The organism is Trinickia camelliae (assembly GCF_053525655.1).
This window is the reverse complement of record NZ_JBCHAA010000002.1, coordinates 87,081-113,338: the sequence shown is the minus strand read 5'-3', so window position 1 is coordinate 113,338 and position 26,258 is coordinate 87,081. Positions and strand designations below refer to the sequence as shown.

Here is a 26,258-nt window from a genome sequence, read left to right as displayed (position 1 = left end):
TGCAATGGTCTTGAAAGGAGAAGTGATATGTCCACGAAACCCGCGGTGCTCATTACGGGCGCGTCCACCGGCATCGGCGCCGCATATGCCGATCGTTTCGCGAAGCGCGGCCATGATCTCGTACTGGTTGCGCGCGATCGCGGCCGCATGGAGCAGCTAGCCGCACGACTGCGTGCGGAAAATAGCGTCGGCGTCGATATCATCAAGGCGGACCTCACCGATGCGTCCGAACTCGGCCAGGTCGAAGCGCGCTTGCGCGACGACGCACACATTGGCGTGCTGGTCAACAACGCCGGTACGAGTGTGCCGGGCGCCTTCGTCGAACAGACTCCGAACACTGTCGCCGCGCTGGTCAATCTGAACACGACCGCAGTCGTGCGCCTCGCTGCCGCGGTCGCGCCTCGTTTTGTGCAGGCGGGCACGGGTGCGATCGTCAATATCGCGTCGGTGGTCGCGCTCGTGCCGGAGTTTGGGGCGACTGTCTATGGCGCGACGAAGGCGTTCGTGCTGTACCTTTCGCAGGGGCTGCAATTCGAACTCGGGTCAAAGGGCGTGTACGTGCAAGCGGTGCTGCCTGCGGCGACGCGCACGGAAATCTGGGCGCGAGCAGGCAAGAACGTCGACGCGATACCAGGCGTGATGGAAGTGGATGAACTCGTCGATGCCGCGCTCGTCGGCTTCGATCGCCGTGAAGCAGTCACGATTCCACCGCTTCCCGACGCCGGCCAGTGGGACGCGTACCAGGCGGCGAGGCAGGCCATGTCGCCGAACTTCGCGCAGGAGCATGCGGCGGCACGCTATCGCGATGTGCAGTAAGCGCGCGACGCTCGTCGCGATATAGCCTTCGCTGAGGTTCATTCACGGAATGTCGTCGAGTAAGTTAATTATTTCGTATGCCTAATTTATTTTCGCTCGCCTAGCGAATTTGCACCACACCCGTTTGGAGGTAGTTCCCATGAAGTCTCTGATTCAAACCGTTGTTGTTGCCGCTGCCCTCGCTGCTCCTGTCGTGGTGTTCGCCCAGACGAACCAGCTCGTTACCCGTGCGCAGGTGCGTGCTGAGTTGATCCAGCTCGAAAAGGCCGGCTATAAGCCGGCCCATGGCCAAGACCCCTATTACCCCGCCGACATTCAGGCGGCTCAAGCAAAGGTCGCTGCACAGAATGCCGCGACAGGCGCCGGCGGCGTCGCGGGCGGTTCGTCCGACGCGGGTCGCCCGGCCATCTCGAAGGCTGACTGGAGCGCGATGTACCACCATCACTGACTGGCAGTTGCCCGAGCGACAACAGGACGCCGGTCGCATTCCGTCCTCCGGCAGAGCCCTATGAGCGCTCGGATAACGCTAACGGAGCGCATAACCCGGCGCGCGCCGCAGACTCGCGCGCTCTTATTTGGAAAATGATCATGTTTATCGCATCGCCACTGCCAACCCGGCGCAGCTCATTTGCATCGGCGGCGGCTGCGCTCAGCCTTGTCCTGACCGCTGCCTTTAGTTACACCCACGCCGCTCCGGTTGCGGATCAGCCTTCCGCGACTCAGCGTGCAACGGCTGAAGACGACTCGATCCGTCCGTTCCCCAAAATCCATGTGCCGCAGGAAGCCATTGATGACCTTCGCCGCCGGATCGCCGCCACGCAATGGCCCGAAAAGGAGACCGTCGCAGATTCTTCGCAGGGCGTGCCGCTCGCGACCATGCAGGCACTCGCGCGCTATTGGGCGACGGACTACGACTGGCGCAAGGCTGAAGCGAAGCTGAATGCCCTTCCGCAGTTCGTGACGACCATCGACGGGGTGGACATTCACTTCATCCATGTTCGCTCGAAGAACCCCAATGCGCTTCCATTGATCATCAACCACGGCTGGCCCGGCTCCGTGCTCGAGCAGACCAAGCTCATCGGATTGTTGACGGACCCGGTAGCGTATGGCGGGAAGGCCGAAGACTCGTTCGATGTCGTCATCCCCTCGATGCCGGGCTACGGTTTCTCCGGTAAGCCGACGACCACCGGCTGGGGGCCCGAGCACATGGCCCGCGCCTGGGCGGAGCTGATGCGCCGTCTCGGATATACGCACTACGTCGCCCAAGGCGGCGACTGGGGTGCGTTTGTCGTCGACCAGATGGGTTTGCAGGCTCCTCCGGGACTGCTCGGCATCCACACCAACATGCCGGCAACGGTTCCAGCCGACGTCGACAAGGCGCTCCAGATCGGCGCCCCGGCTCCAGCCGGCCTGTCAGCGGAGGAGAAACGCGCCTACGAGCAGCTCGCCCTGACGTTCAAGGAAGTGGACTACGCCCGGTTGATGGGATCGCGTCCGCAGACGCTCTACGGCATTGCCGATTCACCCGTCGGCCTCGCCGCGTGGCTCCTCGACCACAACGATGCCGATGGCCAGCCGGCCGCGGCGGTCGTCTCGGCTCTGAACCGGACCACGAGCGCCACCGGTGAACTGACGCGTGACGAGATCCTCGACAACATCACGCTGTACTGGCTAACGAATACCGGGGTATCTGCGTCTCGTCTCTACTGGGAATATAAGGGCGGCTTTTTTAACGCCAAAGGCGTGAAGATCCCGGTGGCCGTGAGCGTGTTCCCCGGCGAGCAATATCAGGCGCCGCTGAGCTGGACAGAGAAGGCCTACCCCAACCTCATCTATTACCACCAGGCAGAGAAAGGCGGCCACTTCGCCGCGTGGGAGCAGCCGATGATCTTCGCTCAGGAACTTAGGGCGGCGTTCAGGCCGCTGCGCTGAGCTAGTGGACGCCGACGGTCTTCCTCCCCGCCGTCCGCGTCTTCGCCCCACGAATTTCAAAGGCGTGTCGGCAGCCTTCGGGCGCCTTCCGCCGATCAGGAGATTGATCATGTTCGGACTTTATTCGCGAATTGGCAGACGCCGTGGTTTTGCGGCTTCCGCATTGGTCGCAGCAGCCATCGGCATTGCTCTTTCCGCGGTCGCCGCGCACGCCGAAACGACACTTCCTGCGTCCGCTGGCGTAGAGGTCGCTGCCCAGGCACCCATCACCTCGAACTCCGGCGCGGCGACTGCGCAGGCTTCCGTGATCGGGGTCGCCGCAGCGGCGTCGACTGCAGACGACACGTCGATCCGTCCGTTCCCGAAAATCCATGTGTCCGACGAGGCTCTCGCGGACTTGCGTCGGCGGATCGCCGACACAAAGTGGCCCAGGCAGGGAACGGTAACGGATGCGTCGCAAGGCGTGCAACTCGCAACGATGCGCGAGCTCGCGAGCTATTGGCAGTCGGATTATGACTGGCGCAAGGTCGAAGCGAGGCTGAATGCGTTGCCGCAGTTCGTGACGACCATCGACGGGGTCGACATTCACTTCATCCATGTTCGCTCGAAGAACAAGAATGCGTTGCCGGTGATCATCACGCACGGATGGCCAGGCTCGATCGTCGAGCAGTTGAAGATCATCGATCCGCTGACGAATCCAACGGCCCATGGCGGGAGTGCATCGGACGCTTTCGACGTGGTGATTCCGTCGCTGCCAGGCTACGGGTTTTCGGGGCAACCCACCACACCCGGTTGGGACCCCGCTCACATCGCACGCGCGTGGACCGTGCTGATGAAGCGCCTCGGATATGAACAATTTGTGGCGCAGGGCGGCGATTGGGGTGACGCGGTATCGGAGCAGATGGCACTGCAGGCGCCACCAGAATTGCTCGGCATTCACACCAATATGCCTGCCACTGTGCCGGACGATGTTGCAAAGGCACTTCAGTCGGGCGGCCCGCCGCCAGCCGGCCTCTCAGCCGACGAGAAGCATGCCTACGACCAGCTCGATTTCTTCTACAAGCATGGCCTGGGCTACGCTCAGGAGATGGCAAATCGCCCGCAGACGCTGTACGGGATCGAGGATTCGCCTGTTGGTCTCGCCGCGTGGATGCTCGATCACGACGCGCGCAGCTACGCGCTCGTTGCACGCGTCTTCGACGGTCAGAGTGAAGGCCTGACGCGAGACGACATCCTCGACAACATCACGCTCTACTGGCTGACGAACACGGCGGTCTCTTCGGCTCGTCTCTATTGGGAAAACAAGCTCGACTTCTTCGCCCCGAAGCACGTCACCATCCCGGTTGCCGTGAGCGTCTTTCCTGATGAGATCTATGCGGCACCGCGGAGTTGGACGGAGCGGGCCTATCCCAAGCTCATTCATTACAACAAGCTCGATAAGGGCGGCCACTTTGCGGCGTGGGAGCAGCCCCGGCTCTTCGCCGAAGAGCTACGCGCAGCCTTCAGGCCGCTGCGCAACTCGTGACGTCCCAAAGCCAGGAGGGCTCGGCGCTTCGGGATTCAAGGTCCCAGTGCCGCCGGGGCGCAAGCACGGCGGCCGGCGTGTAGACGTCGGCCGCATCCCTTCAAGCCATCTCTCTGAATGGAGTTTGATTATGAACATCACTGCCACGAACGACCTGAAGCTCGAAGTGGTCGTCATCCCCGTTTCGGACGTCGATCGCGCCAAGCGGTTCTACAGTAACCTGGGCTGGAAGCTTGACGCCGAGATCAACAAAGGGGACGCCTTCCGGATCCTGCAGTACACGCCTCCGGGCTCGCCGGGCTCGATCCACTTCGGCAAGGGGGTCACGACGGCCACGCCGGGCTCGGCGCAGCTCTATCTCGTCGTGTCCGACATCGAGGCGGCTCGCGCCGAGCTCATCGACCTGGGCGTGGACGTGAGCGAAGTGTTCCACCTGACCCCCGGCGAACCCGCACAGAGCGGCCCGCATCCGCAGCGCAACACCTACTCCTCATACGCCAGGTTCAGCGACCCGGACGGCAACAGCTGGCTGCTGCAGGAAGTCACCACGCGCCTGCCTGGTCGTGTGAGCGGCGATACGAAGTTCACGTCGCCGAACGACCTCGCGGCCGCGCTGCGGCGTGCCGCCGTCGCGCACGGCGAGCATGAGAAACGCAATGGCGGCAAGCACGACGACAACTGGCCGGAGTGGTACGCCCAGTACCTCGCCCGCGAGCAGTCCGGCGAAGCGCTGCCGGCGTAAGCCGCGACGCGACGGCCACCGGCGGCGCGCATTGCCGCGCGCCGCCGGCACCTGCCTCCCAATATCAAGTTCGGCGGTGGTCTCGCTGTGGGCCGGAATGACTCTCCGGATAGCCAACAACTGGATTCGCGCACGAAGGGCCGCTATTCGGTGCGGAGTCGACGTTCGAATGTCCTTGAGAACGCACGAGGCAATGGTGGCAGATGGCCGAACTCCGCCGGTGCTCACGTCACGGTTTGGATCGCAGCGTCTCCGAGCAAACGCATCAGCGACCGCGCTTTACGCTGGCCTTGATCGACCCACCTTTCGAGAAGGAATGACGATTGCCAAGGAGCTCGACCAGCCGTGTCTCGCATTCGGAAAACGAGTACCCGCGCCGCTGCGAGATCATGAACGTGAGGGGGCGCATGTGCCATGCGCGCCGTTGGAGTTCGACAAGTGTTCCGTTCACAAGGTCTTCCGCAACCATATGATGCGGCATGTGCCCCCAGCACAAGCTTCCCCTGAGCAAATCGTGCTTCGCGCCGAGGTCATTCACGCGCCACTGGCGTTCACTGGCGACCCCCTGTTGTGACTTCTCCGCATCGGGCTGATTGTCGGTTACGACGAGCTGGATATGCCGGCCAAATTCCTCCCGCGGGATCGGCCCCGCGATTGCGGCCAGCGGATGCGATGGCGCACAGACGGTCACCATTTTCGCGTCACATAGATGCTGCCTTTCTATGGTGCCGGGGCTCAACTCCGGCACGTCCGTGATCGTCACCGCCAATGCGCACGTGCCTTCGAGAACCAAACGCTCGCCGCCCTGCATGGTCGTCATGCGCAGATTGATTGCAACCGTTGGAAAGTCTGCCTGCAGGGTGCGCAGGCATTCGATCAAGTGCGCACGCGGAAAGTAGGTATCCACGGCAATCGAGACCTCTGGAACCCCGGCCTCAGCAATCGCAGCCGCGCGCATCTTCATTTCCTCGGTGCGTGAGATCACCGCACGAGCGTCAGGCAGGAGGCTGCGGCCCGCGGCCGTCAGTGTCGCTTTGCGGGTATTGCGCTCGAACAGCACCACATCAAAGGCACTCTCGAGGGCGTTGATCGCGTGACTGATCGCCGACTGTGCACGCCTCAGCTCCCGTGCAGCCCCGGAAAAGCTTCCCTGGTCACACACGGCGACGAAAGCCCGGAGCTGATTGATGGTGACGTTGTCGAGCATAGGTATCTAAAAAGTAGATGGTAGTGATAGATATTTAGTCAATTGGCTTCATGAATCAAGCGCTCCAGAATGGTGTTTGTCGTTTTTTTCGAAGGATGCATGACATGACCAGACTGAATGGAAAGACCGCGGTGATCACCGGCGGCGCGACCGGCATCGGCCGCGCCGCGGCAAAGCGCTTCATCGAGGAGGGCGCCTTCGTCTTCATCTTTGGCCGCCGGCAGGAAGCGCTCGACGCCGCTGTGGCCGACCTCGGGCCCAATGCCCGCGCGGTGAAGGGCTCGGTCTCCGATCTGGCCGACCTCGACCGGCTCTACGCGGTGGTAAAGGCCGAGCGCGGAACCCTCGACATCGTTTTTGCCAATGCCGGCACGGGAAGCCCGCTTCCGCTCGGCAAGATCACCGCCGGGCACATTGACGAAACCTTCGACACCAATGTGAAAGGCACGATCTTCACGGTCCAGAAGGCGCTGCCGCTGATGGGCCAGGGCGGTTCAATCATCCTGACCGGATCGAGCGCCGGCACCACGGGCGCCCCGGCGTTCAGCGCCTACAGCGCGAGCAAGGCGGCAGTGCGCAACCTCGCGCGGACCTGGGCGGAGGATCTAAAGGGCACCGGCATCCGGGTCAACGTGCTGTCGCCCGGGGCGACGGCGACCGAACTCGCGAAGGAAGCGCTGGGCGAGGAGGGCCAGAAGGTCTTCGCCTCGATGACTCCGCTCCAGCGCATGGCTGATCCGGCGGAGATCGGGGCGGTGGCCGCCTTTCTCGCGTCGTCGGACAGCAGCTTCATGACAGCCAGCGAGGTCGCCGTCGACGGTGGCCTGGCGCAACTCTGATGCACCACGCCCGGCCGGACACTCCAGTGATCCGATCATGCGCAAATCCACGGCTCCGATGAAGGCCACTGGGTGACCGGCCAGACGATTGAGGCGAGCGGCGGCTACAAGCTCTGACCGCGCCGACAATACGAAGGAGAACATATGAGCTACGCAATCATCGGCTTCGGCAAGATCGGCCACGCGCTTGCCGAGGCGTTTGCCCGCAGCGGTATCGAAGTATCCGTTGCAACCACGCGCGACCCGACAAGCTTTGCATCCGATGCGGCCGCGATCGGACCCGGAATCATTCCCAAAACCCTGGGGGAAGCCGTCAAGGCGGACACCATCTTTTTGGCTGTCCGATTCGAGTCGCACCCGGAGGTCGCGAAGGCGCTGCCCAGTTGGAAGGGAAAGACGATCATCGACGTGATGAACACGTTCGCCCCGCCTGAGGAACTGGACGGTCTCCCGTCCTCAGCTTTCGTCGCGAACGCATTCACCGGAGCCAAGCTGGTGAAAGGCTTCAATCATTTGGCTGCTTCCGTCCTCGGCCAGGACCCGGCCGTACATGGTGGCAGGAGAGTCGTGTTCCTGGCGAGCGACGATGACGGCGCCGCAGCGGAGATTGGTACGCTTGCGGAAAATCTCGGTTTCTCGCCGATCAAACTTGGCGGGCTTTCGGACGGTGGACTGCTTGTGCACGCGCGCGAAAATAGCTGGGGACAACTGATCTTCAAGGACTTTATTAAGTTTGACTGATGAACAACCGTTTCTGGACATTTCGCTGAGTCGAATGGCCGACTGCCGGGCACGACCGACGTCTGAACGTCCGAACGGCAAGGCGCAGGATTGTCCAAAGCTTGTACGAATGGCGACGATGCCGTTGTATCAAATGGATTGTTATTAGTGTCGCTTGGGGTTCCACGCTTTGTGTACGAACTCAAGACGGTTGCCGTCGAAGTCGGCGACGTTGGCGGCGTAGTAGCCGGGGGCGAAGTAGGTACGATCCGCAGGCTTTCCCTCGTCGATGCCACCGGCTTTGATTGCAGCCGCGTAGGCGGCGTCGACCAGTTCATTGGTGTCGCAGACGATCCCGAGGTACAGCCCGGTCTCGCCGGGCTTGCGTTGACGTAGCCAGATGCTTGATCCGACCGCCTTTCCCTTGCCGTACGTGTCGTCACCGATGCCGTAAAGATCGGGGACGCCCTCGGGGCCCGAAGCGGAGTCGTAGTTGCCGAAAACGCTCCAGCCGAGTGGCTTCAAGGCTTCAGAGTAGAAGGCCAGTGACTTGTCGATGTCGGTGACTGAGATGTAAACGTGGTCGATCATTTGGACGCCTTCGACGTGGATAGGTATTGTTTGTTCATAAGAGCGGGGCCCGGAAACTTCAGTCAACGGCGTTGACGTTCGGAAACTTGCTACGGAACGCGTGCGGCATCGGTACGACCTTTTTCATCTCGTAGTTGAAGAACACGAAACCCGACTTCGCCATCGCGATGAGAGCGCCATCGGCAGGCCGCGTGATGCGGAAGATGATGTCGCCGCCATATCTGTTGAAATCCATGATGCCGACTTCGAAGCACAACTGGTCGCGCGCGTAAGCTTCAGCGCGATAGGTTGTGGCGAGATCGGTCACGATGATGCTCGTGTGCGCATCCTTCATGTCCTCGATACCAGCGTCGAACAGGAAGCGTGCGCGGGCCTCGGAAATCATCGAGATCATCGAATCGTTCGCGAGGTGGTTCGCGCCGTTGATGTCGGTGACGCGCACCGTGAGATGCGTCGAGTAGTAAAACTGGTCCTCGGGAAACTTCAGGTGAATGCGGGCCATGGCGTGAAACTCGGGGTTTGGAAAAATTGCGCACTCGAAGGGCGCTGACGCCTGATTCTAGCCGGCCTGCTCGACGTCGGCGTTATTCGAGTGCAGATCGATGCCGCTATACTTCATTTCAGCCTTCTGAATCTATTGCGACCTCGGCGCCAAGTTCCCAATATGACCATGCACGGCGAGCACCACTTCAGTAATCTCGAGTCGAGGCGCTTGGCGCCGATCTCCGACCTTGCCTTTCGTGACGTGGGAGTCATAGCCGCACTCCTTAGGACTGGGTTGCCCCCGGACGATTGGCTGGATCGTTGCGGTGTCTACGCTCTGATTCTCCCGCCGGAGTACAAGGTCGCCTTCTTTGACGCGGAAGAGACTCGCGAAGCCGGCAATGTCATATTCCCGCGCGATGTCGACCAGTTGAGGACGAAGTGGATCTACGGTACTCGTGTCGTCTACATTGGGCTCGCCGGAGATCGCTCCCCACGTTCGCTACGCAAGCGCCTCGGGGACCTCTTAGATCATTGCGCCGGAAAGACCTCTAAAAAGGGACCGCACAAGGGCGGCGAGATCATTTGGCAATTCGCGGCGTATGACTCGTTGTTATTACGCGCGATGCCCACTGGTAGTCCGCCCGAACCTCGCGACACCGCGCGTCGGCTGCTGGCGGAGTTCCGCGAGTTGCACGGCGCCCTTCCGTTCGCGAACCGGAAACCGTGATACAAAGCGGCCCGCTCTCTGTCTGTTCGACTCCTCGCCAATAATTCGGCGCTAACGTTGCAGACGGGATCGGCCAGGCGCGGACTTCGTCCTGCCCGACCTGCCGAGTGTCGTGGAGGGGAGTTCGCCAAATTGGCGCAAATAATCTTGCGCGAATCTAGCAAAATGAAAGAACCCCCAGTGCATGGCGATGGCCGTCACCGTGGCGCTTGTACCGCGCGCCGCTTTCAGGGCGCGCCGCGCGCTATTGAGCCGTCGCATCCTCAAGTATGCAAGCGGCGCGACACCATGAATCTGCAAGAAGGAGCGCTGAAGCGAGGCACGGCTGACTCCCAGCGCCTCACACAACGTCATTACCGTCAAAGGATCGTCGGGGCTGCTTTCAATCAATGCTTGCGCGGCTTGGGTGATTCGATACGCGCTGCCCAACGGCATCTGAGAGGATCTGGCAGTCGAGTTGGAAAGGATGCGCAGAGTGCGCTCCAGCACGACCTTTTCCAGGTATTCGTGATTCAACGCCGCAAGCTGGCTTGAATCAGGCGAATGTCGAAGCGACATCAAAGTCTCGAGCATGTCGTTTAGATCACTCGAATCAATGCTATCGAACATCAGCGCTTGGCACCCGTCTCCCGCCATGTCGTAACCCAAGGTGTCGGCTGATTGCAATAATCGGTCCTGGCGGATCCGAAAATAGGCGATGTCGCTTGGCGGCAAAAGCACTTCGTACTCGTTGTTTGCCGGCAGGTAGGCGATAGTCCCTTCGGAAATAGCATCGAGGTCGCATCGTGCCTGACCTGAGACCGAACGAACGAAGCTCACCGAGCAGTACTCGGGCGGGAAATGTAGCCGCTTCAGCACGGTGCGATTCTGTACTTCAGCAGCCACGAGTGTGTCGTGGAAACTCAGTTGCTGAAACCGACCGGCAAACGCGCCTCCATCAACCTGGTCGTACTCCGTTGGCATCCAATGACGCTGAACGCCTGCGGCGTCCTCTACATCGGTCGTCGTAAGGTCCAGCCATGAGAGCCCGCCATCGATATCCGCCGCGCGCTCGTCCGACGCGCCTTGGGCAGCCCCATTCACTGATTGGTCCGGCAGATCCATGCGTAATTTTCCGTGCGTGACTAATTTCGGATAGCCGAGGGGCAAACAATCAATTAATTTGCTTTTGCTTTATCAATTATAAGAAAAAGACAGAGTCTTCAAAAAGACCTTTCCAGGCCAAAATATTCCGGAAAAAAGCAAATGGAGTTAGTACATTCCCCGCCGCGCTGGTCGCGGCAATGTTCCGTGGCCGCGCAAACGAGCGAGATCACACGTGTCAACATAGTGCTGTTCAATGGCTTTGCGCTGCCAAAGATTGCAGCGCTTATAGAGATTTTCCAGAAGGCAAACTCACTCATCGCATCGCAGCGATCGGGTCGCGCACACTATGACGTCTCGCTGCTTTCGGCTGCGGGTGGCCGCATCGCAAGCGCGTCGTCGGTGTTTGTCTGGACGGAGAGCGTCGAGTCGCACCGAAGTGCGAATGACAGGCACCTGCTGTTCATTGCAGGTGGCGCGGGCGTGCAGCAGGCGTGCCGCGACGAACGCCTTGGCAATTGGCTGCGCCGTAGGCATCCCTTCAACGAGATTGTTCATCCCATCGCAGAAGGAAAACTGCTTTTGGACGCGGCAGGGCTTCCCAGCCGCTATCACGCGCTTCTATATGGCAGCAACGAAGCGCACGAACCTTATCCGGCACCGCCGCTTGGCGAAGCGCCTGCTGCCGTGCGCACGGCACTGCGCATCGTCGAAGATGATCTTGGACCCGAACTGGCGCGGCAAGTCGCAGAATCGATTGCGCCGCAAAGCGAGACGCTCCTTAGCTCATCCATGACGCACGGCGTGGCGCCTCAGGTCAGCGAGAAGATTATGGCGTCGGCGCGGTGGCTGGAGGCGAACGCCGATCGTCCCGTTTCTATCGACGACGCCGCGCAGGTCGCAGCGATGAGCGAGCGCAATTTCCTGCGGCGCTTCAAGAGCGAAATCGGCATGACACCCTCCGACTATCTGCTTCGCGCGCGCCTGAGCATAAGCTGTCGAATGCTTGTCGAATCACGCTTGCCGGTCGACAAAATTGCTAGGCGCTGCGGGGTCGGTAGTGGGGGGCAGTTGGCTAAACTGTTTAGAAAATATCTGGCGACGACACCCACTGAATACCGGATGCGCGAGGAGGTGACTCCGAGCAGCGCATCCTGATGGGTGCGCGGCGTGGCTCGGCAAAGCAGTCTGGGACGGTAGCCGAGCTGTAGTCACCGCCGCTCCTGTCGACTCGGTCGCTGGCCGTCGGGAAGGCGGTTATGGCCTGCGAATTCAACCGGTCGATGCAGCGCATTGCTCGTGGTGTCGATTAGTCAAAGCAGAATTTGTGAGCATTCAAGGTTTGCGCGAAACACTCGAAGGTCGTCGGATCGCCATTTACTTTAGCGCGGTCGTAATCGCAGCAGGCTTGGCCGTGCTGGTACGTGGCACCACCGCGCTTGAGGACTGGATCAACCCGGCGCTGGGGCTCATGCTGTTCGTGACGTTCTTGCAGGTTCCGCTTGCGGCTTTAGCGCAGGCTTTCTCACGAGTCCGCTTTCTGGCGGCGCTGTTCACGGCTAACTTCATCGTCGTACCGGTTCTCGTGGCGGGACTTGTTCAGTTCTTGCCGGGCGATCCGATGGTCCGTCTTGGCGTGTTGCTTGTGCTGCTTACGCCATGCATTGACTATGTGGTCACGTTTTCTCAGTTGGGCCGGGCGGATGCGCGTTTGCTGCTGGCCGCGACGCCTGCGCTGTTGATCGCGCAAATGTTGTTGCTGCCTGTTTATCTCCGTTTCTTGCTTGGTGACAGCGCGTCTGGTCTGATCCAGGCCGGTCCTTTTGTGCACGCGTTCGTCTGGCTCATTGCCGTGCCGCTCGTCCTTGCGGTCGCGATGCAGTTATGGGCTGCGCGGCACTGGACCGGAGAGCGTATTTTCGGTGCACTTGGCGTGCTGCCTGTGCCGTCAACTGCATTGGTGTTGTTCGTGGTTATCGCAGCAGTGGTGCCTCGGCTTGCACCTGTCGTTGGGTCGGCGCTGAGCGTCGCGCCGATCTATGTCGCTTTTTCGATTGCTGCGCCGTTGTTGGGGTGGGGTGTTGCTCGCGCTTTTCAGCTTGATACAGCCGCTGCAAGGGCAGTTGCATTTAGCGCTTCGACACGTAACTCGCTTGTGATTCTGGCTCTTGCCTTTGCGATACCTGGGGCGATTCCTGTGCTGCCTGCGGTTATTGTTACTCAGACGCTTGTGGAGTTGCTCAGTGAACTGGTCTATGTTCGGTTGGTTCCGAAACTTGGCGGTGGAGGAGCGTCTCCGTCTTCTCAAACATCTTGATTAGAAGGCGGAGCACGGCACCGGTTTGTCGGGCTCCGGTTTCATATGGTGGTGATGGCGGCTAGGACTCGGATGCGTCGATCAATGCCACAGCAAACGCCAATGCGCACCGGTTGAATCCGCAGTCGAGAAGCAGATGCCCACCGAACGTGGGTGAGATCATTCCAGACCGCTGTCGACTGAAGCCAATTATCTAGTTCACCCCAAGTCAGCACCTTGACGGTCAATGTGCGGACCTTGACCTCGCGAACTACCATAAGAAGGCGACGTAGTCCGCGACCGCCACAAAAATTACCCAAAGACTGCTAGTCGCCTAACTTCAATGACCACTCCTTGTTTTGCCTGTGCGGCGTACGTTTATCCTTATCTGCAGACAATAAAGCTACATCCTCCGCTGTCAGCAAGTAGCGACGATTGTGTTTTTGGCCCGCAGCATACAATGCATGCGCCAATTCGATTCTCTCGACACTATCTTCTTTCGCAGCAAGGAACCTCGGCAACAATTCCTCTTGTACGAACACCTCCGTAGCCAACGATCCAAGAATAGATTGTCCAAATCGATTGCGGATTCCGAAATCACTTGTCAACAATCGATTGATGGCCGGACTGGAAAGCATGTCCACGCTCACACCGGTCATCTTATCGATTATATTTCGAGCCATAAACGAAAAAGATTTGTCCGTGGCTTCGTTGAATTTTGCAAGCGCGAGATCACAAAATTCCTCATCCATTACGATCCAATTGGTTAGGTTGGACAGCATTACGAAATTATCTGGAGTGTCACATTGAACGTATTCCTCGAGAAAATCATACCACCAGGCCGCGGTGGCTATTTCCGACGGACTTTTCGAATTAATTGAAAATGATGTCAATATTCTTCCAATTAATTTGGAATTCTTGAAACTAAAAACTTTGCGCAAAAAATCTCCTGGCGCGTCTTCCCAAAAGAAATTTGCGCTCAACAACTCCAACTCTGCCTCAGTCCAGGTGGGCAGATCGGACATCACTTCCTGTAAAAAAACGTAGCGCTTGATTGAATCAGAATTTACAGCTGCCTGGCATAGCAAATAAAGCGTTTCGCTCCCTCGTGAGGCGGCATCCAATAGAAAAGTCGTAAAATCGGGATTTCGCCCCGCTAATAGATTTATCACTTCTATCGCCCACCTTCCAGAGTCCTGATCAGTGAGAATTGAAAAAAGTGCCGAGCTCAAAGCATCCAGTTTCGACGGCAAAATCATCTTCTCAGCAGGCCGGCGCCGAATAATTCTATAAAGCGGGTATGTCACATCTTTGGTACCTTCAATAAGGCAATCAACAACGAAATCGTATGACCATTGTTCATAGTGCTCCGCGCAGATCGTAGCCAAAATTGCCTTCCCATTACTGCTCAAAAGAAAGCACCTCTGCGTCAGTACAAATATGTCGTTCGAGGGCAGCTGTGAAGCGAATTTCTCGATCGCCGAGCTATGCCCGTCAGACAACGTGGTCTTAGTAGGAAGTCGAACCAAAACAGCTTCAACTTCCTCTGGAGTGGCGTCTCCTGCTAACGCGCGACCGAGGCCGGTCATATATCCATAAGTACCAATGCCGTTCACCAGTTCAGCAAGAAAATAACCCCGATGCCCAGGATTTAGACGCATTAGCTCTTTCGCCGCCGCGGCACCGAGATCATTGCGTTTGTTCGCTAATTCGACGAGAAGTTTTTCATGCTCTGATCCGAGAGGAACACTTTGCAATTGATGAGCGATCGTGTGAGTGAAACCTATCGCTGACGCAAGCGATTCGCTTGGTTTCGTATCCAAAAGTCGCTGCAGTAGTGAGCCGATGATGGCCGACTGCTCAACAGTCACATATTGAACTGCTCGAAGCGCCGCGACTAGATCGATACTGGCGAGGCGGTCAAATAGCTCTGTCGCTCTGTCCCCTGCAAGAAGCCGAATTGCGACAAATACGGCTTGATCCCAGCGCCGATACGTTAGACGTGACAGAATTTGGTCGAGATTTCCTTCCCGTTGCGTCGCTAGTGCCATCGCCGCAAGATATTCGGTCGCCGTCTGGTGGAAAAATGCGATTCTATGTTGTGGTAGGACGTGGAGAATATTTTCAGAGATTAAAAATTCAAGAACCTTCTGGCTTGATCCGTCTGTCGTGCACAAATTGTTCGCCAGATGAAAATCGATATCTTCATGTGAGAAATATTCAACGCCGTTATCAAGTAACGCGAAGGCCAAAGGAGCCAATAGTCGCGAGAAATTGACCGAAGACGACGTGACCAAATTCCATGACCGATCTATCTGCGCAAACACTCGTTCGTGAATGTCCGCCGGCGTTTTGATGTTGTCGGTAGAAATATTCTTCGCAGTGACCAAGGAGAGAAGCAGCGGAGTTTCCAATATCTCGAGAATATCTCGATTGATAATATTGTCCTTACCTGCATCGCCATTCAAATACTCCCGCACCCATTTTTGATCGACCGCCTGAAGCTCTGATATGGAAAAATCAATATTGGTCCACCATCCGCCGTCACGTCCAGTAACCGTGATCTGTGCATTGGGAGCAAAGTGTAGAAGCTTTGCGAGATCCTCCTGAAATGCGCCACTTTCGACCAGGAATTCGGGCATCTCATTTGCACCGTCTAATAGGAAAATACATTCTCTTGATTTAACTAAAAGTTCGAGCGACAATGACTCCGGTAGTTGCGCTTCAAGGAGCGTCCGTAAGTCTCCGTTATATTGTCGTAGATCTGCCAGAATAGGGACTGGTCGTTCGATTGCCTCCGCGCTCCAACACGCTTCTAGCAAGTCGCGGGCCAGTTGTGCGGCTCTTCTTTTTAATAAAAAGCTTTTCCCCGATCCGGGCCCACCAATTATTATATTTCGATTATATTCCGAAAATATTTGTTCAACCGATCCTTCCCAAACAGTCGTTTGATTTTTGCGAACTGTTGCGCGCAGCGGGAAGATTTTCTCATCGGTTGTTCGGTTTCGAGCTAGATATCGTCCTGCTACCCGACTGAGTAGGGTCTTCCAATCGATCGGTGGAGATATAGGCTTGACAGCCAGCTCTCGGGTTTGCAATGAACCGAGAAGAGAAAGTAGCGCAGAATGGTCCGAGCGACCATCGTCTAATTTCTTTGTTGCGTAACTGACAACCTCGATTCCGTATTGCTTACGCCAATAGTCCGTTTCTTGGGTTGTAAAATCTGGCATTATCGCAAAATGCTCGCCAACCGGTCCGCTAAATGCAGCCATCAAATCGTCTTTGATGGATAAAAAATCCGGGTCCCTTAATCCGAAACCTATCATAACTACCGGGCGTGTGGCCAGAAGCACAGTCAACGCGTCATTCACTATTCTGAATTTTGATTTCAATGACTGATATTGTTCTCGCGTCAAAATAATGCTTTCCGAATCGCGGATATCACCGTGATATTTAAAAATGAAATCACGCGAAGAGCTTTGTATTATCTGCCCGATTTCTACAAAATTTCTGTTATTCACTACTTGAAGTCGACGCCCCGCGCGTGAAACAAAATTATTATCAGCCGCGTCCTCGATCAAGGTGTCATAATTGGTCGTAACGAAGGAAGTTGGGCCGAGTTCAATGAGCAAGCGGTGTATCTCAGCCGGCTTGAAAGATTCACTGCCACAGAATTTTCGTATAAAGCTCGAAAATTCACTTTGAGATAACTCAAACACTCCGTAGCTAGCGGCGAGAAGAAGATCTCCGCCATTTAATTCCTTTGAAATTGCACCTGCATCACGCCCCAAGGATGTAACGTATGTGGCCAATTCGTGAATCAGGCCACCCCAGGTTGGTAGGCCGCTCCAGAGCGATACTCCAGAGCCAATTAAAAGGACCGTATCTGGTTTTTGCAATACGTTTCGAAGTCGAGCAATTTGATTTTCATTGGACATGATTTAAATTTGCTTTAATTCTGCAAATATTAGTATGTTGTATTGTTGAACGCCAGCGCATTGTGGCGCAAATGAGGTTGCGTTCATGCGTTAGTCAGATGCTTCCGCTAACGAGCGGACGTCCGATAAGCCAATAAACCCCTAACCCCTCCCCCCCAACACCCCCGACCTTTCCCCCACCCCCACCGAATCCTCCACAACCACAACCCGATTCTTCCCCTCCCGCTTAGCCTGATAAAGCGCGAAATCCGCCAATTCAACTAGAGACATAATCGGCATCTCCACAGCAGGCACAAGCGCGGCCCCACCAATACTGACAGTCAAAAACTCGCCAGTAGTCGACCCCGCATGCGGTATCCGCAAACCCTCGACCTCACCGCGAATCTTCTCCGCCAGCTGCCTAACCCCACCCGTAGGCGTAGCCGGCAACACCACAGCAAATTCCTCACCCCCAAACCGCGCCGCCAAATCCCCCGGCCGCCCTAAGCAATTCGCCACCGTCGAAGCGATCCGCTTCAACGCATCATCCCCGGCCACATGCCCATACGTATCGTTATACGGCTTGAAGCTATCGACATCGATCATGAGCATCGCCAACTCCGAGTCTTCCCGCGCCCCGCGCCGCCATTCCGCCGCGAGATACTCGTCGAGATACCGCCGGTTGGAGAGCCCCGTCAAACCATCCGAATGCGTCAGCCGCCGCAACTCCAGATTCGCTTCCATCAACTGCTGCTGCGATTGCCTCAACGCGCGATACGCCTCGTCACGCTGCAGCAGATTGATATACGACCGCGAGTGATATCTCACGCGCGCCACCAGCTCGATCCGATCCGGCAGCTTCACTAAATAGTCGTTAGCCCCAGCGGCAAACGCAGCGCTCTTGATAACCGGCTCTTCCTTAGTCGAAAGCACGATGATCGGCACATCGCGCATCGCCGGGTCCGAGCGATATTCCTTAACGAGCGTCAGCCCATCGATCCCCGGCATCACGAGGTCCTGCAGGATTACCGTAGGCCGCGTCTTATGCGCCGCCTCCATCGCCTCATCGGCCCGCGAGCAGTAGTGAAAATCGATGTTGGGATCATCGGCGAGCGCGCGGCGCACCGCTTCGGCGACGATCGTCTGGTCGTCGACGAGCAGCACCATCACCGGCATGTCCGCGGCCGTCGGGGTCGTGAGCGCAACGCGCGCCGCTTCGAGCGCGGCGTCGGCGCCGTCGCCTTGGGTTCGTGCGGTCGCCGCGTCGTCAGGGGAGCCGAGGTGATCGACAGTCATTCTGTTGCCTCTTGTCTGAATTCCAATAAGTGTGTTCTTGTCGTTTAGCGCCGCGCCGCCGTCACGTTTTGACGAGCGTCGTCAGCTCGCGCGCGATGCTCTCTAGCGGCAAAATCTGGCGCGCGGCATCGAGCGCGGCGGCCGCCTTCGGCATGCCGTACACGGCGCTCGTCGCCTGGTCCTGCGCAATCGTGTGGTAGCCCTTCGCGCGCATCGCCTTCAATCCAATCGCGCCGTCGCGCCCCATGCCGGTCAAGAGCACGCCGATGGCGTCGCCCTGCCAATGCTCGACCACGCTCTGAAAAAACACATCGACCGAGGGGCGGTAGGGCATCTCCGCAGGCTCGCGCGTGTAGTCGAGCGAGCCGTTGCGTGTGAGGCGTATGTGGTCGTCAGTCGCGGCGAGCAGCGCGACGCCGGGTTGCAGCGCGTCGCCGTCCTGCGCGATGCGCACGGTCAGCGGGGTCTGGTCGTTGAGCCATTGCGCCATGCCGTCGGCGAACGCGCGGTCGACGTGCTGCACGATCACGAGCGCCGCGCGAAAGTCTTCGGGCAACGCGCCGAGCACGGCGGCCAGCGCCGTCGGGCCGCCCGCCGATGCGCCGATCGCGACGAGCGGCGTGCTGCCGGTATGCGCCATGACGGGCACGTTCTCGCGGTACGCAAGCGGCTTGTCGAGCAAGCGGCCAATCTGGTCGATTTTCGCGAGCAGCGGCTGCGAGGCGTCGGCGAGATTGCTTTCGGCGAGCGTCGGCGTATCGATCGCGTCGAGCGCGCCCGCGCCCATCGCCTCATACACGCGCCGCGTGTTCGCGCCCACGCTGTGCGTGACGATGAGGATCGCGCACGGCGCGCGCGCCATGATGCGCCGCGTCGCCTCCACGCCGTCGAACTTCGGCATGATGAGGTCCATCAGCACGATATCGGGAGGTTGCGCGATGCAAAAGTCGACCGCCTCTGCGCCGTCTCTCGCCACCCACAGCACACGATGGTCCGCCCGCTTCGCAATCGCGCGGCGCATCGCTTCGACGGCAAGCGGCAAATCGTTGACGATGCCGATGTTCACGATGCGATCCTCATGGTGTTCATCACCGTGCCTCTCCAATCAAATCTCGCACCGCATCGAGCAGGGCTTCGTCATGGAAGCTGCCTTTCGCGAGGTAATAGTCGGCGCCGGCTTCGAGGCCGCGGCGGCGGTCTTCGTCGCGATCCTTGTACGACACGATCAGCACGGGCATCGTCTTCAGCATCGCGTCGCGCTTGATCAGCGTGACGAGTTCGATGCCGTCCATGCGCGGCATGTCGATGTCGGTCACGACGAGATCGAAGTTCGTGCTGTGCAGCGCGTTCCAGCCGTCCATGCCGTCCACCGCGATCGTCACCGCGTAGCCGCGTTTTTCCAGCAGCTTGCGTTCGAGTTCGCGCACGGTCAGCGAATCTTCGACGACGAGCACGTGTTTGCGCTGGCGCGCCGCCACGCCTTCGACGCGCCGCACTTTGTCGAGTTGGCCGCCGCGCACGAGCTTGTCGACGGAGCGCAAGAGGTCGTCGATATCGACGATCAGTACGACGTCGCCGTTTTCCATCAGCGCGCCCGCGGCGATGTCCTTGACTTTGCCGAGGCGCGCATCGAGCGGCTGGACGACGAGCATGCGTTCGCCGAGGAAGCGGTCGACGGCGACGCCAAAGGTCTCGTGCTCATCGCCGATCACGACGACCGCCACGTTCTCGCGCGTTTCCTCGGGTGCGTCCGCACCGAGCAATTGATGCGCGGTGACGAGCCCGACGGGCCGTCCTTCGAACGGAAAATGCTGCTGGCCTTCGAGCATGTCCAAGCGTTCGCGCGGCAGTTCGAGCGTGCGGCGCACGTGGGCGAGCGGAAAGGCGTACGCTTCGCCGCCCACTTCGACGAGCAGGCTTCGAATGACCGAGAGCGTGAGCGGCAGTTGCAGCACGAAGCGCGTGCCTTGGCCCGGCTCGTTGTGAATGCGCACAGTGCCGCGCACGGCGGTGACCATTTCGCGCACGGCGTCGAGCCCTACGCCGCGGCCCGACACGTCGGTCACGTGCTCTCGCATCGAGAAGCCCGGCAGCAGCAGGAATTCGAGCAGCTCTTGTTCGGTCAGGCGCGCGGCCGTGTCTTCGTCGGCGAATTGCCGGCGTACGACGGCTTCGCGCAAGCGGTCGAGATCGATGCCCGCGCCGTCGTCGCTGACGCTGATCAGCAGCTTGCCCGCGCTATGTCTTGCGTCGAGCGTGAGCGTCGCTTCGGCCGGCTTGCCTTTCGCTTCGCGCTCTTCGGGTGTTTCCACGCCGTGGTCGATGGCGTTGCGCAGCAGGTGGCCGAGCGGCGCGTCGAGCATGTCGAGGATGTCGCGATCGACCTGCGTTGCCGCACCGACGATCGAAAAGCGCACGCGCTTGTTGAGCGAGCGCGCGAGGTCGCGCACGAGGCGCGGATACGCGTGCGTCGCGTCGCCGAACGGGCGCATCCGGCATTGCAGCGCTTCGTCGTAGAGCTGTTGCGCGAGGTTGGTGCTGCGGCGGTCGAACCGGTCGAGTTCGTCGACGCGCGCGGCAAGCAGTTGCTGCGTGTTGGAGAGCATCGCGCGCACGTCGCCGAGCGTAGCGAGCATCAGCGGGTCGAGGCGGTCGGCGAGGGCGTCGTAGAACGCATCGAGCGCGCGCGCTGCTTCGCGCTGCGTGCGCTTGACGCGCAGCATCGATTCGGCAAACGGCTTGAGCCAGCGCGATTCGACGAGCGATTCGCCCGACAGGCTCAGCAAGCGGTCGAGGCTGTCGGCGCGCACACGCAGCATGCGGTCGGGTTCGCGTGTGGTTCTTTCGCGAGCGGGGGCTTGTGTGAGCGACGCGGCGGGCGCTTCGGATGCTTGAGCGTTTGACTCGTCCGCAGTGCTGCTAGAAGTTTGTGCGGCGACGTCAGCTTTAGCCGTAGTAGCAGGGCCAGGGCCTGACGGCTTAAGCGCAGCAGCTTCCGCGCCGAGCAGCGCGAGCGCGGCGCGCATCGTCGCATCTTCGTCGGCGCTGGACGATGGGCCTGTGCTGCTCGTTGCCGCCGAACCGCGCCCCGGCGCGGCATGCGACGAGGCGAGGCGCATCGCGAATGCGTCGACGTCTGCGCGCGTCACAGCCGCAGCCGGATTCGCATCGCCGACTCGCACGATCAAATCGATGCCATGCAACAGCGCATCGATATGCGACGCGCTCAACTTGAGCTCGCCGCGTTGCGCCGCGACGAAGCATTCCTCCATCAGATGCGAGATGTCGACGCCATCCTGCAAGCCGATGATGCGCGCGGCGCCCTTTAGCGAATGCGCGGCGCGCATGCACGCTTCGAGCGCGGCGGCATCGGCGGGCGCATGTTCCAAAGCGAGCAGGCCATCGGAGAGCACGCGCGTTTGCGTCAGCGCATCCTCGCGGAACAGATCGAGCAGCGATACGTGGCTCAGGTCATCATCGGTGTTCATCGCAGGCTCCCGGCAAGCGATTCGAACACGCGGTCGGGATCGAGCAGGCCGATGGTGGTGTCGCGCCACGCGAGCACGCCGCTCGCGTGCGAACTGGTTGTGTGCGCAAGCGTCGTCGGCACGGGCTGCAGCTCGCTTGCGGCGAAGCGCATGACGCCTTCGACTTCGTCCACCGGAAACGCAACGGGCTCGCTGCGATGCGCGGCCACCAGCATGCGCGGGTAGCTCTTGCGTGATGCGTTCGTGGAGGACGCGCTGCGGTCCAGATGCAGCAGTTCGGCGAGCGATACGGCGACGGTCAGCGCGCCGCGTATGTTGACGAGCCCGAGCACGATGCGGTTGCGCCGGTGAGGCAACGAATGGATCGGGCGGATGTCGTCGATTTGCTTGAGGGCCGTGCTCGGCAGCGCGAGCCATTCGTCGGCGACTCGGAACACGAGGGCGGAGTGCGCGGCCGCTGCGGCTGAACTCGCGCTGGGTGCGCTCACGGTATTCGTCGTGCGCGCGATCTGCGCTGCGGCGGCGAGGTCCGCGTCGTCGAGCGGGCGGTCGAGCAGCGTGGACGCGGCGTGCTCGAAGACGGGGCAGTTCAAGCAGCGTGAATAGGTCGACAGTTGCTCGCACGAGCCGTCGCCGCGCGTGCCGATGCGATTCCAGCAGGCATCGACGGGCGCGATGGCGATGGGAGTGGCGGCGGCGTCGCGGTTCATGACGTCCTCACGGAAGATTCACGCGCGCTGCTGGAGCCGTTGGCGGGATTCGCTCGCGGCTTCGCGCGTTCGACGCGCCGCATCAGTTGCTGCGCGCCCGCCGCATCGCCGGTCATGTCGAGCAGCGCGGCCAGATGCGTGAGCGCTTCGTAGTGGGCGGGCTCCAGATAGAGCGCTTTGCGGTAGTGCTCGCGTGCGTCCGCGCTGCGGTTTTGCGCGTCGGCGATCAGGCCTAGCAGGTAGAACGCGTCCGCGTGCGGGCCGTGCTGTTTCATGTACGCGTGCGCAAGTTTTTCGGCTTCGTCGAGGCGGCCCGCATCGGCGCAGCGTTGGGCGTCTTCGAGCGTGGCGGTTTGATTCGCTGCGGACTGCTCCGTCGCTTTCGCTTGAGGCGCTACGGGAACACGCGGGGAGAGCAGCTTTGGCGGCGTATGAAGCGGCGCTGCGGCCGGTGCCGCTGTTTGGCGCGGCCTGTTGGCGGGCAATGCTTGCGCAGGCGGCACGACCATTGGCGCCGACACCGGCGTAACAAGCGGCGACGCAAACGCCGCCCGCGCAGCCGTTTCCTCCGGCCGCGCACGCTGAAACGCGAACGCCAGCGGAATGCGCGCCGAGCTCAACGGATGCCGCATCATCAAGCCGGTCTCCGCAGGCCCGACGAAGATCGTGCCGCCTGGCGAGAGCTGCGCATCGAGGCGGCGAATCGCGTGGTCCTGCGAGTCGCGGCCGAAGTAGATCAGCATGTTGCGGCAAAAGATGAAGTCATATGACGCATCCGCACTGGAGGCCGCATCGAACAGATTCACTCGCGTGAAGCGCACCGTTTGCCGGATGCGCTCATTCAAGAGCCAGCCGTCCTGTGTTTCGCTGAAGTGGCGCGCGCGGAAATCGAGCGCGCGGCCGCGAAACGAATTGCGTCCGTACAGCGCAGTGCGCGCATGAGCGAGCGCTCGTTCGCTGATATCGACCGCATCGACCGTAAAGCGCTCGGCCGCGATGCCAGCGTCGAGCAATGCCATCGCGATCGAATACGGTTCCTCACCGGTCGAGCACGGGGCGCTCAGCACTCGGAGCACGCGCGCCGGTTCGCGCAGGAGCCGCTCGGCGGCGAGGCGCGCGAGCGCGGCGAACGCTTCGCTGTCGCGGAAGAACCAGGTCTCCGGCACGACGAGCGTTTCGATCAGCGCCTGGCGTTCTTCGGGGGAGGTGATCAGAAGCTGGTAGTAGGCGTCGAGCGCTTCGTCAGCCGCTTGCGTCAAGCGAGCGCGTTCCTGCACCGCGCGCGACAGTGCGCTGACGCCCAGCGTCGATGCATCGATGCCGGTCTCGCGGGCGAGCCATGTTTCGAAGCGCAAATCGGTTGCGCTTTGGGTGGCGCTTTGGGTTGCGCTCATGCTTCAGGCGCCGTCTGCGGCTCGGTGTGCGTCGTGGCGAACAGCAACGCCTTCACCTCGTCGTCGAGCATGTCGCGCACATCGACCCACTGCACGAGACCGTCGGCATCGCTAGCCACGGGTCCGAGCCAGCGCGCGTGCGGCGTCGCCACGCCGCTGTCGGCGAATTGCTCGCGCGCGATGCGGCGCGTTTGCGTCGCGTGCTCGACGATCAGGCCGAGCGCGCGGTCAACCGCGGTGCCATCGACGCTCACGCGATAGTGCGCGAGTACGAGCCGCGTCGAGCGCAGCGCTCGCGCGGGGCGGCCGAGCGCGAGCTGCGGCACGTCGATGACCGGCACCGGCTCGCCATGCCGCTCGAACACGCCGGCCACCCACGCGGGCGCACCGGGGATCGCCTTGACGGGCGTCAGCGCCAGCACTTCGACGATCTGCGCCGCGTCGAGCGCGTACCGGTCGCCGTCGAGTTCAAACAGAAGAAAAAGCATCGCGTCAGGCCGCTTTAGCGTTGCGTCGGTTAATCAAGCTTCGAATCAGGCTTCGATCTTGAAGCGCGACACGCCGGTGCGAAGCTGGTTCGCGACGAGCGTGAGGTCGTCGATCGCCTGCGACGACTGGCGCAGCGACTCCGCGGTCTGCTGCGCCGATTCGGACAGCTGCGAGAGCGCCTGCGTGATCTGCTCGGCGCCGTTCGCCTGCGTCTGCATGCCGTCGTTCACGCGCGCGAAGCGCGGCGCGAGCGCCTGCACTTCGTTGATGATCTGCGAGAGCTGAACGCCCACGTCCTGCACGTCGCGCATGCCGCGGCGCACTTCCTCGGAGAACTTGTCCATGCCCATCACGCCCGCCGAGACCGCCGATTGGATCTCCTTGACGGTCTGTTCGATGTCGTAGGTCGCCACGGCGGTCTGATCCGCGAGGCGGCGGATTTCGGTGGCGACCACCGCGAAGCCGCGTCCGTACTCGCCGGCTTTTTCGGCTTCGATCGCGGCGTTCAGCGAGAGCAGGTTGGTTTGATCCGCGACCTTGGTGATCGTCGCGACGACCTGATTGATGTTGACGGCCTTCTCGTTGAGGATCGAGAGCTTCGCGTTGACCGAGCCGGCGGCTTCCATCACGCCGCGCATCGTTTCCTCCATGCGCGCGACGCCGCTCTGGCTCGCGCCGGCGAGCGTCGCCGATTGCTCCGCGACCGCCGACACCTCGTTGATCGTGCGCAGCAGATCGCGCGCCGTGGCGGAGATTTCGCGCGAGGTCGCGTTGATCTCGGTGGTGGTGGCGGCGGTTTCGCTCGCGGTGGCCTGCTGCTCCTTCGAGGTGGCCGCGATCTCGCCGACCGACGTCGTCACTTGCAGCGACGACTTTTGCGCCTGCGCAACGAGGCTCGTGAGCTCCTCGGCCATGCGGTTGAAGCCGTCCTCGAGCGTGCCGAACTCGTCGTTGCGGCGCAGGTTCAGGCGCTGCGTGAGGTTGCCGGTGCGCATCACGTCGTGCACTTCGACGAGCCGCGCCATCGGCACCGTCACCGCGCGCAAGAGCGCATAGCCGGTCACGAGCGCGACCAGCAGCACGACGCCGAGCGCAGTAGCAAGCGTGTACTCGGTGCCGCTCACGGAATCGCGGATCGCGTGGGCGGAATCGTCGGCCTGGCCGTGGTTCTCCGCGACGAGGACATCCGCTTGGCGGATCACGTTTTCCCAGGCAGGGAACACGCGGGCAAACGCGGCCTGCGCGGCGCCGTGCGAGGTCTGCGCCTGCTGCACGACATTGTTCACGAGTGGCAGATACGCGCCGTAAGCGGTCTTGAACTGGGCGAATCGCGCTTTGTCGTCGTCGCGGAAGAGGGTGGTTTCATAGTCGGCGATGTTCTTGTCGAACGTGCTCATGACGCTCGCCAAGTGATCGAAATCGCGCTTCTCGCTTTGATCGTCGGTATTGGCGAACACGGCGCGTTCGAGCGCTTCATAGCTTTCGACCGACGTGATGCGCAGCGCGGCCGCGTAGTAGAGGCCGGGCACCGAGTCGCGGTTCAGGCTGACCGCTTCGTCGTCGATCGCTCGCAAGCGCGTATAGGAAATCGCCGCCATCACAAGCATCAACACGAACAGCGCGCCGAAGCTCACGACAATGCGGCGGCTCAGAGTAAACCTCGCGCCGACGGAAACGCCGGGCAGGGGGGCGCGGTTTGCGCCTGGCGTCACGGTAGCCATCGTCAATGCCTCTTTCTGAAGTGAATAGGTGCGGGCGCCAGTGCGACAGGCGCAATTCCGGCAATGACCTAAAGCTAAACGACTTCGGCGCGAGCCATTTGGCCGAAAAGTGCACGTAATGCCCGGCAGATCGATGCTTCGGCTTGGGCGGCGGGCCTTCCGGTCAAAGGCAATGCCGCCAGTAACGGCTCGCGTGGTCTCGCTTGTCTATGGTTTGAAGGATTTTTATAGGCCGGATCGTGCCGGTCAATCAGTAATTATGACAATGCAGCGAAAGCT

The 26,258-nt window shown here is 60.4% G+C and carries 22 protein-coding genes; 10 read left to right on the top strand and 12 right to left on the bottom strand.

The window, feature by feature from the left end:
- Positions 1-27: 27 nt before the first annotated feature.
- The 5 genes from AAHK20_RS03975 to AAHK20_RS03955 all read left to right on the top strand — a co-directional run bounded on the left by AAHK20_RS03975 (position 28) and on the right by AAHK20_RS03955 (position 5,015).
- Positions 28-816, top strand: a complete 789-nt coding sequence (locus AAHK20_RS03975) for an SDR family NAD(P)-dependent oxidoreductase (RefSeq protein WP_449180142.1) — start codon at positions 28-30, stop codon at positions 814-816.
- 139 nt (positions 817-955) lie between these two features.
- Positions 956-1,264 carry a DUF4148 domain-containing protein gene (locus tag AAHK20_RS03970; RefSeq protein WP_449180141.1) on the top strand — a complete coding sequence of 103 codons (309 nt, stop codon included), beginning with the start codon at positions 956-958 and terminating at the stop codon, positions 1,262-1,264.
- A 140-nt stretch (positions 1,265-1,404) separates the two neighbouring features.
- Positions 1,405-2,748: an epoxide hydrolase family protein gene (locus AAHK20_RS03965; protein WP_449180140.1), complete on the top strand. Its 1,344-nt coding sequence runs from the start codon at positions 1,405-1,407 to the stop codon at positions 2,746-2,748.
- Positions 2,749-2,851: 103 nt separating this feature from the next.
- A complete protein-coding gene (locus AAHK20_RS03960; protein ID WP_449180139.1) occupies positions 2,852-4,273 on the top strand; it encodes an epoxide hydrolase family protein in 1,422 nt (473 codons plus the stop codon).
- A gap of 130 nt (positions 4,274-4,403) precedes the next feature.
- Positions 4,404-5,015, top strand: a complete 612-nt coding sequence (locus tag AAHK20_RS03955) for a VOC family protein (protein ID WP_449180138.1) — start codon at positions 4,404-4,406, stop codon at positions 5,013-5,015.
- Between the two features lie 265 nt (positions 5,016-5,280).
- Here AAHK20_RS03955 and AAHK20_RS03950 read toward each other — a convergent pair whose 3' ends face one another.
- Positions 5,281-6,222, bottom strand: coding sequence for a LysR family transcriptional regulator (locus AAHK20_RS03950; protein WP_449180137.1), 942 nt, complete (start codon positions 6,220-6,222; stop codon positions 5,281-5,283).
- Positions 6,223-6,326: 104 nt separating this feature from the next.
- Between AAHK20_RS03950 and AAHK20_RS03945 the strand changes: the two genes are divergently transcribed.
- Both AAHK20_RS03945 and AAHK20_RS03940 read left to right on the top strand, forming a co-directional pair.
- Positions 6,327-7,061, top strand: coding sequence for an SDR family NAD(P)-dependent oxidoreductase (locus tag AAHK20_RS03945; protein WP_449180136.1), 735 nt, complete (start codon positions 6,327-6,329; stop codon positions 7,059-7,061).
- 144 nt (positions 7,062-7,205) lie between these two features.
- Positions 7,206-7,802, top strand: coding sequence for an NADPH-dependent F420 reductase (locus tag AAHK20_RS03940; protein WP_449180135.1), 597 nt, complete (start codon positions 7,206-7,208; stop codon positions 7,800-7,802).
- A 144-nt stretch (positions 7,803-7,946) separates the two neighbouring features.
- Here AAHK20_RS03940 and AAHK20_RS03935 read toward each other — a convergent pair whose 3' ends face one another.
- Positions 7,947-8,372, bottom strand: coding sequence for a VOC family protein (locus tag AAHK20_RS03935; protein WP_449180134.1), 426 nt, complete (start codon positions 8,370-8,372; stop codon positions 7,947-7,949).
- A gap of 58 nt (positions 8,373-8,430) precedes the next feature.
- Positions 8,431-8,874, bottom strand: a complete 444-nt coding sequence (locus tag AAHK20_RS03930; RefSeq protein WP_449180133.1) for a thioesterase family protein — start codon at positions 8,872-8,874, stop codon at positions 8,431-8,433.
- Positions 8,875-9,084: 210 nt separating this feature from the next.
- Between AAHK20_RS03930 and AAHK20_RS03925 the strand changes: the two genes are divergently transcribed.
- Complete coding sequence (locus AAHK20_RS03925; protein WP_449180132.1) at positions 9,085-9,585, top strand: hypothetical protein; 501 nt, start codon at positions 9,085-9,087, stop codon at positions 9,583-9,585.
- A gap of 51 nt (positions 9,586-9,636) precedes the next feature.
- Here the strand turns inward: AAHK20_RS03925 and AAHK20_RS03920 are convergent, their stop codons facing one another.
- Complete coding sequence (locus tag AAHK20_RS03920; RefSeq protein ID WP_449180131.1) at positions 9,637-10,689, bottom strand: helix-turn-helix domain-containing protein; 1,053 nt, start codon at positions 10,687-10,689, stop codon at positions 9,637-9,639.
- Positions 10,690-10,830: 141 nt separating this feature from the next.
- Here AAHK20_RS03920 and AAHK20_RS03915 point away from each other — a divergent pair, with 141 nt between their 5' ends.
- Positions 10,831-11,826, top strand: coding sequence for a GlxA family transcriptional regulator (locus AAHK20_RS03915; protein WP_449180130.1), 996 nt, complete (start codon positions 10,831-10,833; stop codon positions 11,824-11,826).
- 175 nt (positions 11,827-12,001) lie between these two features.
- Positions 12,002-12,985 (top strand): arsenic resistance protein, encoded by a 984-nt coding sequence (locus tag AAHK20_RS03910; protein ID WP_449180579.1) that lies wholly within the window; start codon positions 12,002-12,004, stop codon positions 12,983-12,985.
- Positions 12,986-13,290: 305 nt separating this feature from the next.
- Here AAHK20_RS03910 and AAHK20_RS03905 read toward each other — a convergent pair whose 3' ends face one another.
- From AAHK20_RS03905 to AAHK20_RS03870, 8 genes are all read right to left on the bottom strand, one after another.
- Complete coding sequence (locus AAHK20_RS03905) at positions 13,291-16,902, bottom strand: SIR2 family protein (RefSeq protein WP_449180129.1); 3,612 nt, start codon at positions 16,900-16,902, stop codon at positions 13,291-13,293.
- A gap of 141 nt (positions 16,903-17,043) precedes the next feature.
- Positions 17,044-18,177, bottom strand: coding sequence for a diguanylate cyclase (locus AAHK20_RS03900; protein WP_449180128.1), 1,134 nt, complete (start codon positions 18,175-18,177; stop codon positions 17,044-17,046).
- Positions 18,178-18,238: 61 nt separating this feature from the next.
- On the bottom strand, positions 18,239-19,243 hold the full coding sequence (locus tag AAHK20_RS03895; RefSeq protein ID WP_449180127.1) for a chemotaxis response regulator protein-glutamate methylesterase: 1,005 nt from the start codon (positions 19,241-19,243) through the stop codon (positions 18,239-18,241).
- A 22-nt stretch (positions 19,244-19,265) separates the two neighbouring features.
- Positions 19,266-21,665, bottom strand: coding sequence for a hybrid sensor histidine kinase/response regulator (locus AAHK20_RS03890; protein WP_449180126.1), 2,400 nt, complete (start codon positions 21,663-21,665; stop codon positions 19,266-19,268).
- Positions 21,662-22,375: a chemotaxis protein CheW gene (locus AAHK20_RS03885; RefSeq protein WP_449180125.1), complete on the bottom strand. Its 714-nt coding sequence runs from the start codon at positions 22,373-22,375 to the stop codon at positions 21,662-21,664. The genes AAHK20_RS03890 and AAHK20_RS03885 overlap by 4 nt, the downstream gene beginning before the upstream one ends.
- A complete protein-coding gene (locus tag AAHK20_RS03880; RefSeq protein WP_449180124.1) occupies positions 22,372-23,769 on the bottom strand; it encodes a CheR family methyltransferase in 1,398 nt (465 codons plus the stop codon). The genes AAHK20_RS03885 and AAHK20_RS03880 overlap by 4 nt, the downstream gene beginning before the upstream one ends.
- Positions 23,766-24,257 carry a chemotaxis protein CheW gene (locus tag AAHK20_RS03875; protein ID WP_449180123.1) on the bottom strand — a complete coding sequence of 164 codons (492 nt, stop codon included), beginning with the start codon at positions 24,255-24,257 and terminating at the stop codon, positions 23,766-23,768. The genes AAHK20_RS03880 and AAHK20_RS03875 overlap by 4 nt, the downstream gene beginning before the upstream one ends.
- A gap of 45 nt (positions 24,258-24,302) precedes the next feature.
- Complete coding sequence (locus AAHK20_RS03870) at positions 24,303-25,979, bottom strand: methyl-accepting chemotaxis protein (protein WP_449180122.1); 1,677 nt, start codon at positions 25,977-25,979, stop codon at positions 24,303-24,305.
- Positions 25,980-26,258 lie beyond the last annotated feature (279 nt).

Excerpts from the sequence above, each read along its gene's own strand:
- AAHK20_RS03970 (WP_449180141.1), top strand. The coding sequence starts at position 956 with ATGAAGTCTCTGATTCAAACCGTTGTTGTTGCCGCTGCCCTCGCTGCT.
- AAHK20_RS03920 (WP_449180131.1), bottom strand. The coding sequence starts at position 10,689 with ATGGATCTGCCGGACCAATCAGTGAATGGGGCTGCCCAAGGCGCGTCG.
- AAHK20_RS03885 (WP_449180125.1), bottom strand. The coding sequence starts at position 22,375 with ATGAACCGCGACGCCGCCGCCACTCCCATCGCCATCGCGCCCGTCGAT.
- AAHK20_RS03875 (WP_449180123.1), bottom strand. The coding sequence starts at position 24,257 with ATGCTTTTTCTTCTGTTTGAACTCGACGGCGACCGGTACGCGCTCGAC.
- AAHK20_RS03930 (WP_449180133.1), bottom strand. The coding sequence starts at position 8,874 with ATGGCCCGCATTCACCTGAAGTTTCCCGAGGACCAGTTTTACTACTCG.
- AAHK20_RS03915 (WP_449180130.1), top strand. The coding sequence starts at position 10,831 with ATGGAGTTAGTACATTCCCCGCCGCGCTGGTCGCGGCAATGTTCCGTG.
- AAHK20_RS03870 (WP_449180122.1), bottom strand. The coding sequence starts at position 25,979 with ATGGCTACCGTGACGCCAGGCGCAAACCGCGCCCCCCTGCCCGGCGTT.
- AAHK20_RS03890 (WP_449180126.1), bottom strand. The coding sequence starts at position 21,665 with ATGAACACCGATGATGACCTGAGCCACGTATCGCTGCTCGATCTGTTC.
- AAHK20_RS03950 (WP_449180137.1), bottom strand. The coding sequence starts at position 6,222 with ATGCTCGACAACGTCACCATCAATCAGCTCCGGGCTTTCGTCGCCGTG.
- AAHK20_RS03900 (WP_449180128.1), bottom strand. The coding sequence starts at position 18,177 with ATGACTGTCGATCACCTCGGCTCCCCTGACGACGCGGCGACCGCACGA.
- AAHK20_RS03935 (WP_449180134.1), bottom strand. The coding sequence starts at position 8,372 with ATGATCGACCACGTTTACATCTCAGTCACCGACATCGACAAGTCACTG.
- AAHK20_RS03905 (WP_449180129.1), bottom strand. The coding sequence starts at position 16,902 with ATGTCCAATGAAAATCAAATTGCTCGACTTCGAAACGTATTGCAAAAA.
- AAHK20_RS03880 (WP_449180124.1), bottom strand. The coding sequence starts at position 23,769 with ATGAGCGCAACCCAAAGCGCCACCCAAAGCGCAACCGATTTGCGCTTC.
- AAHK20_RS03965 (WP_449180140.1), top strand. The coding sequence starts at position 1,405 with ATGTTTATCGCATCGCCACTGCCAACCCGGCGCAGCTCATTTGCATCG.
- AAHK20_RS03975 (WP_449180142.1), top strand. The coding sequence starts at position 28 with ATGTCCACGAAACCCGCGGTGCTCATTACGGGCGCGTCCACCGGCATC.
- AAHK20_RS03940 (WP_449180135.1), top strand. The coding sequence starts at position 7,206 with ATGAGCTACGCAATCATCGGCTTCGGCAAGATCGGCCACGCGCTTGCC.
- AAHK20_RS03955 (WP_449180138.1), top strand. The coding sequence starts at position 4,404 with ATGAACATCACTGCCACGAACGACCTGAAGCTCGAAGTGGTCGTCATC.
- AAHK20_RS03945 (WP_449180136.1), top strand. The coding sequence starts at position 6,327 with ATGACCAGACTGAATGGAAAGACCGCGGTGATCACCGGCGGCGCGACC.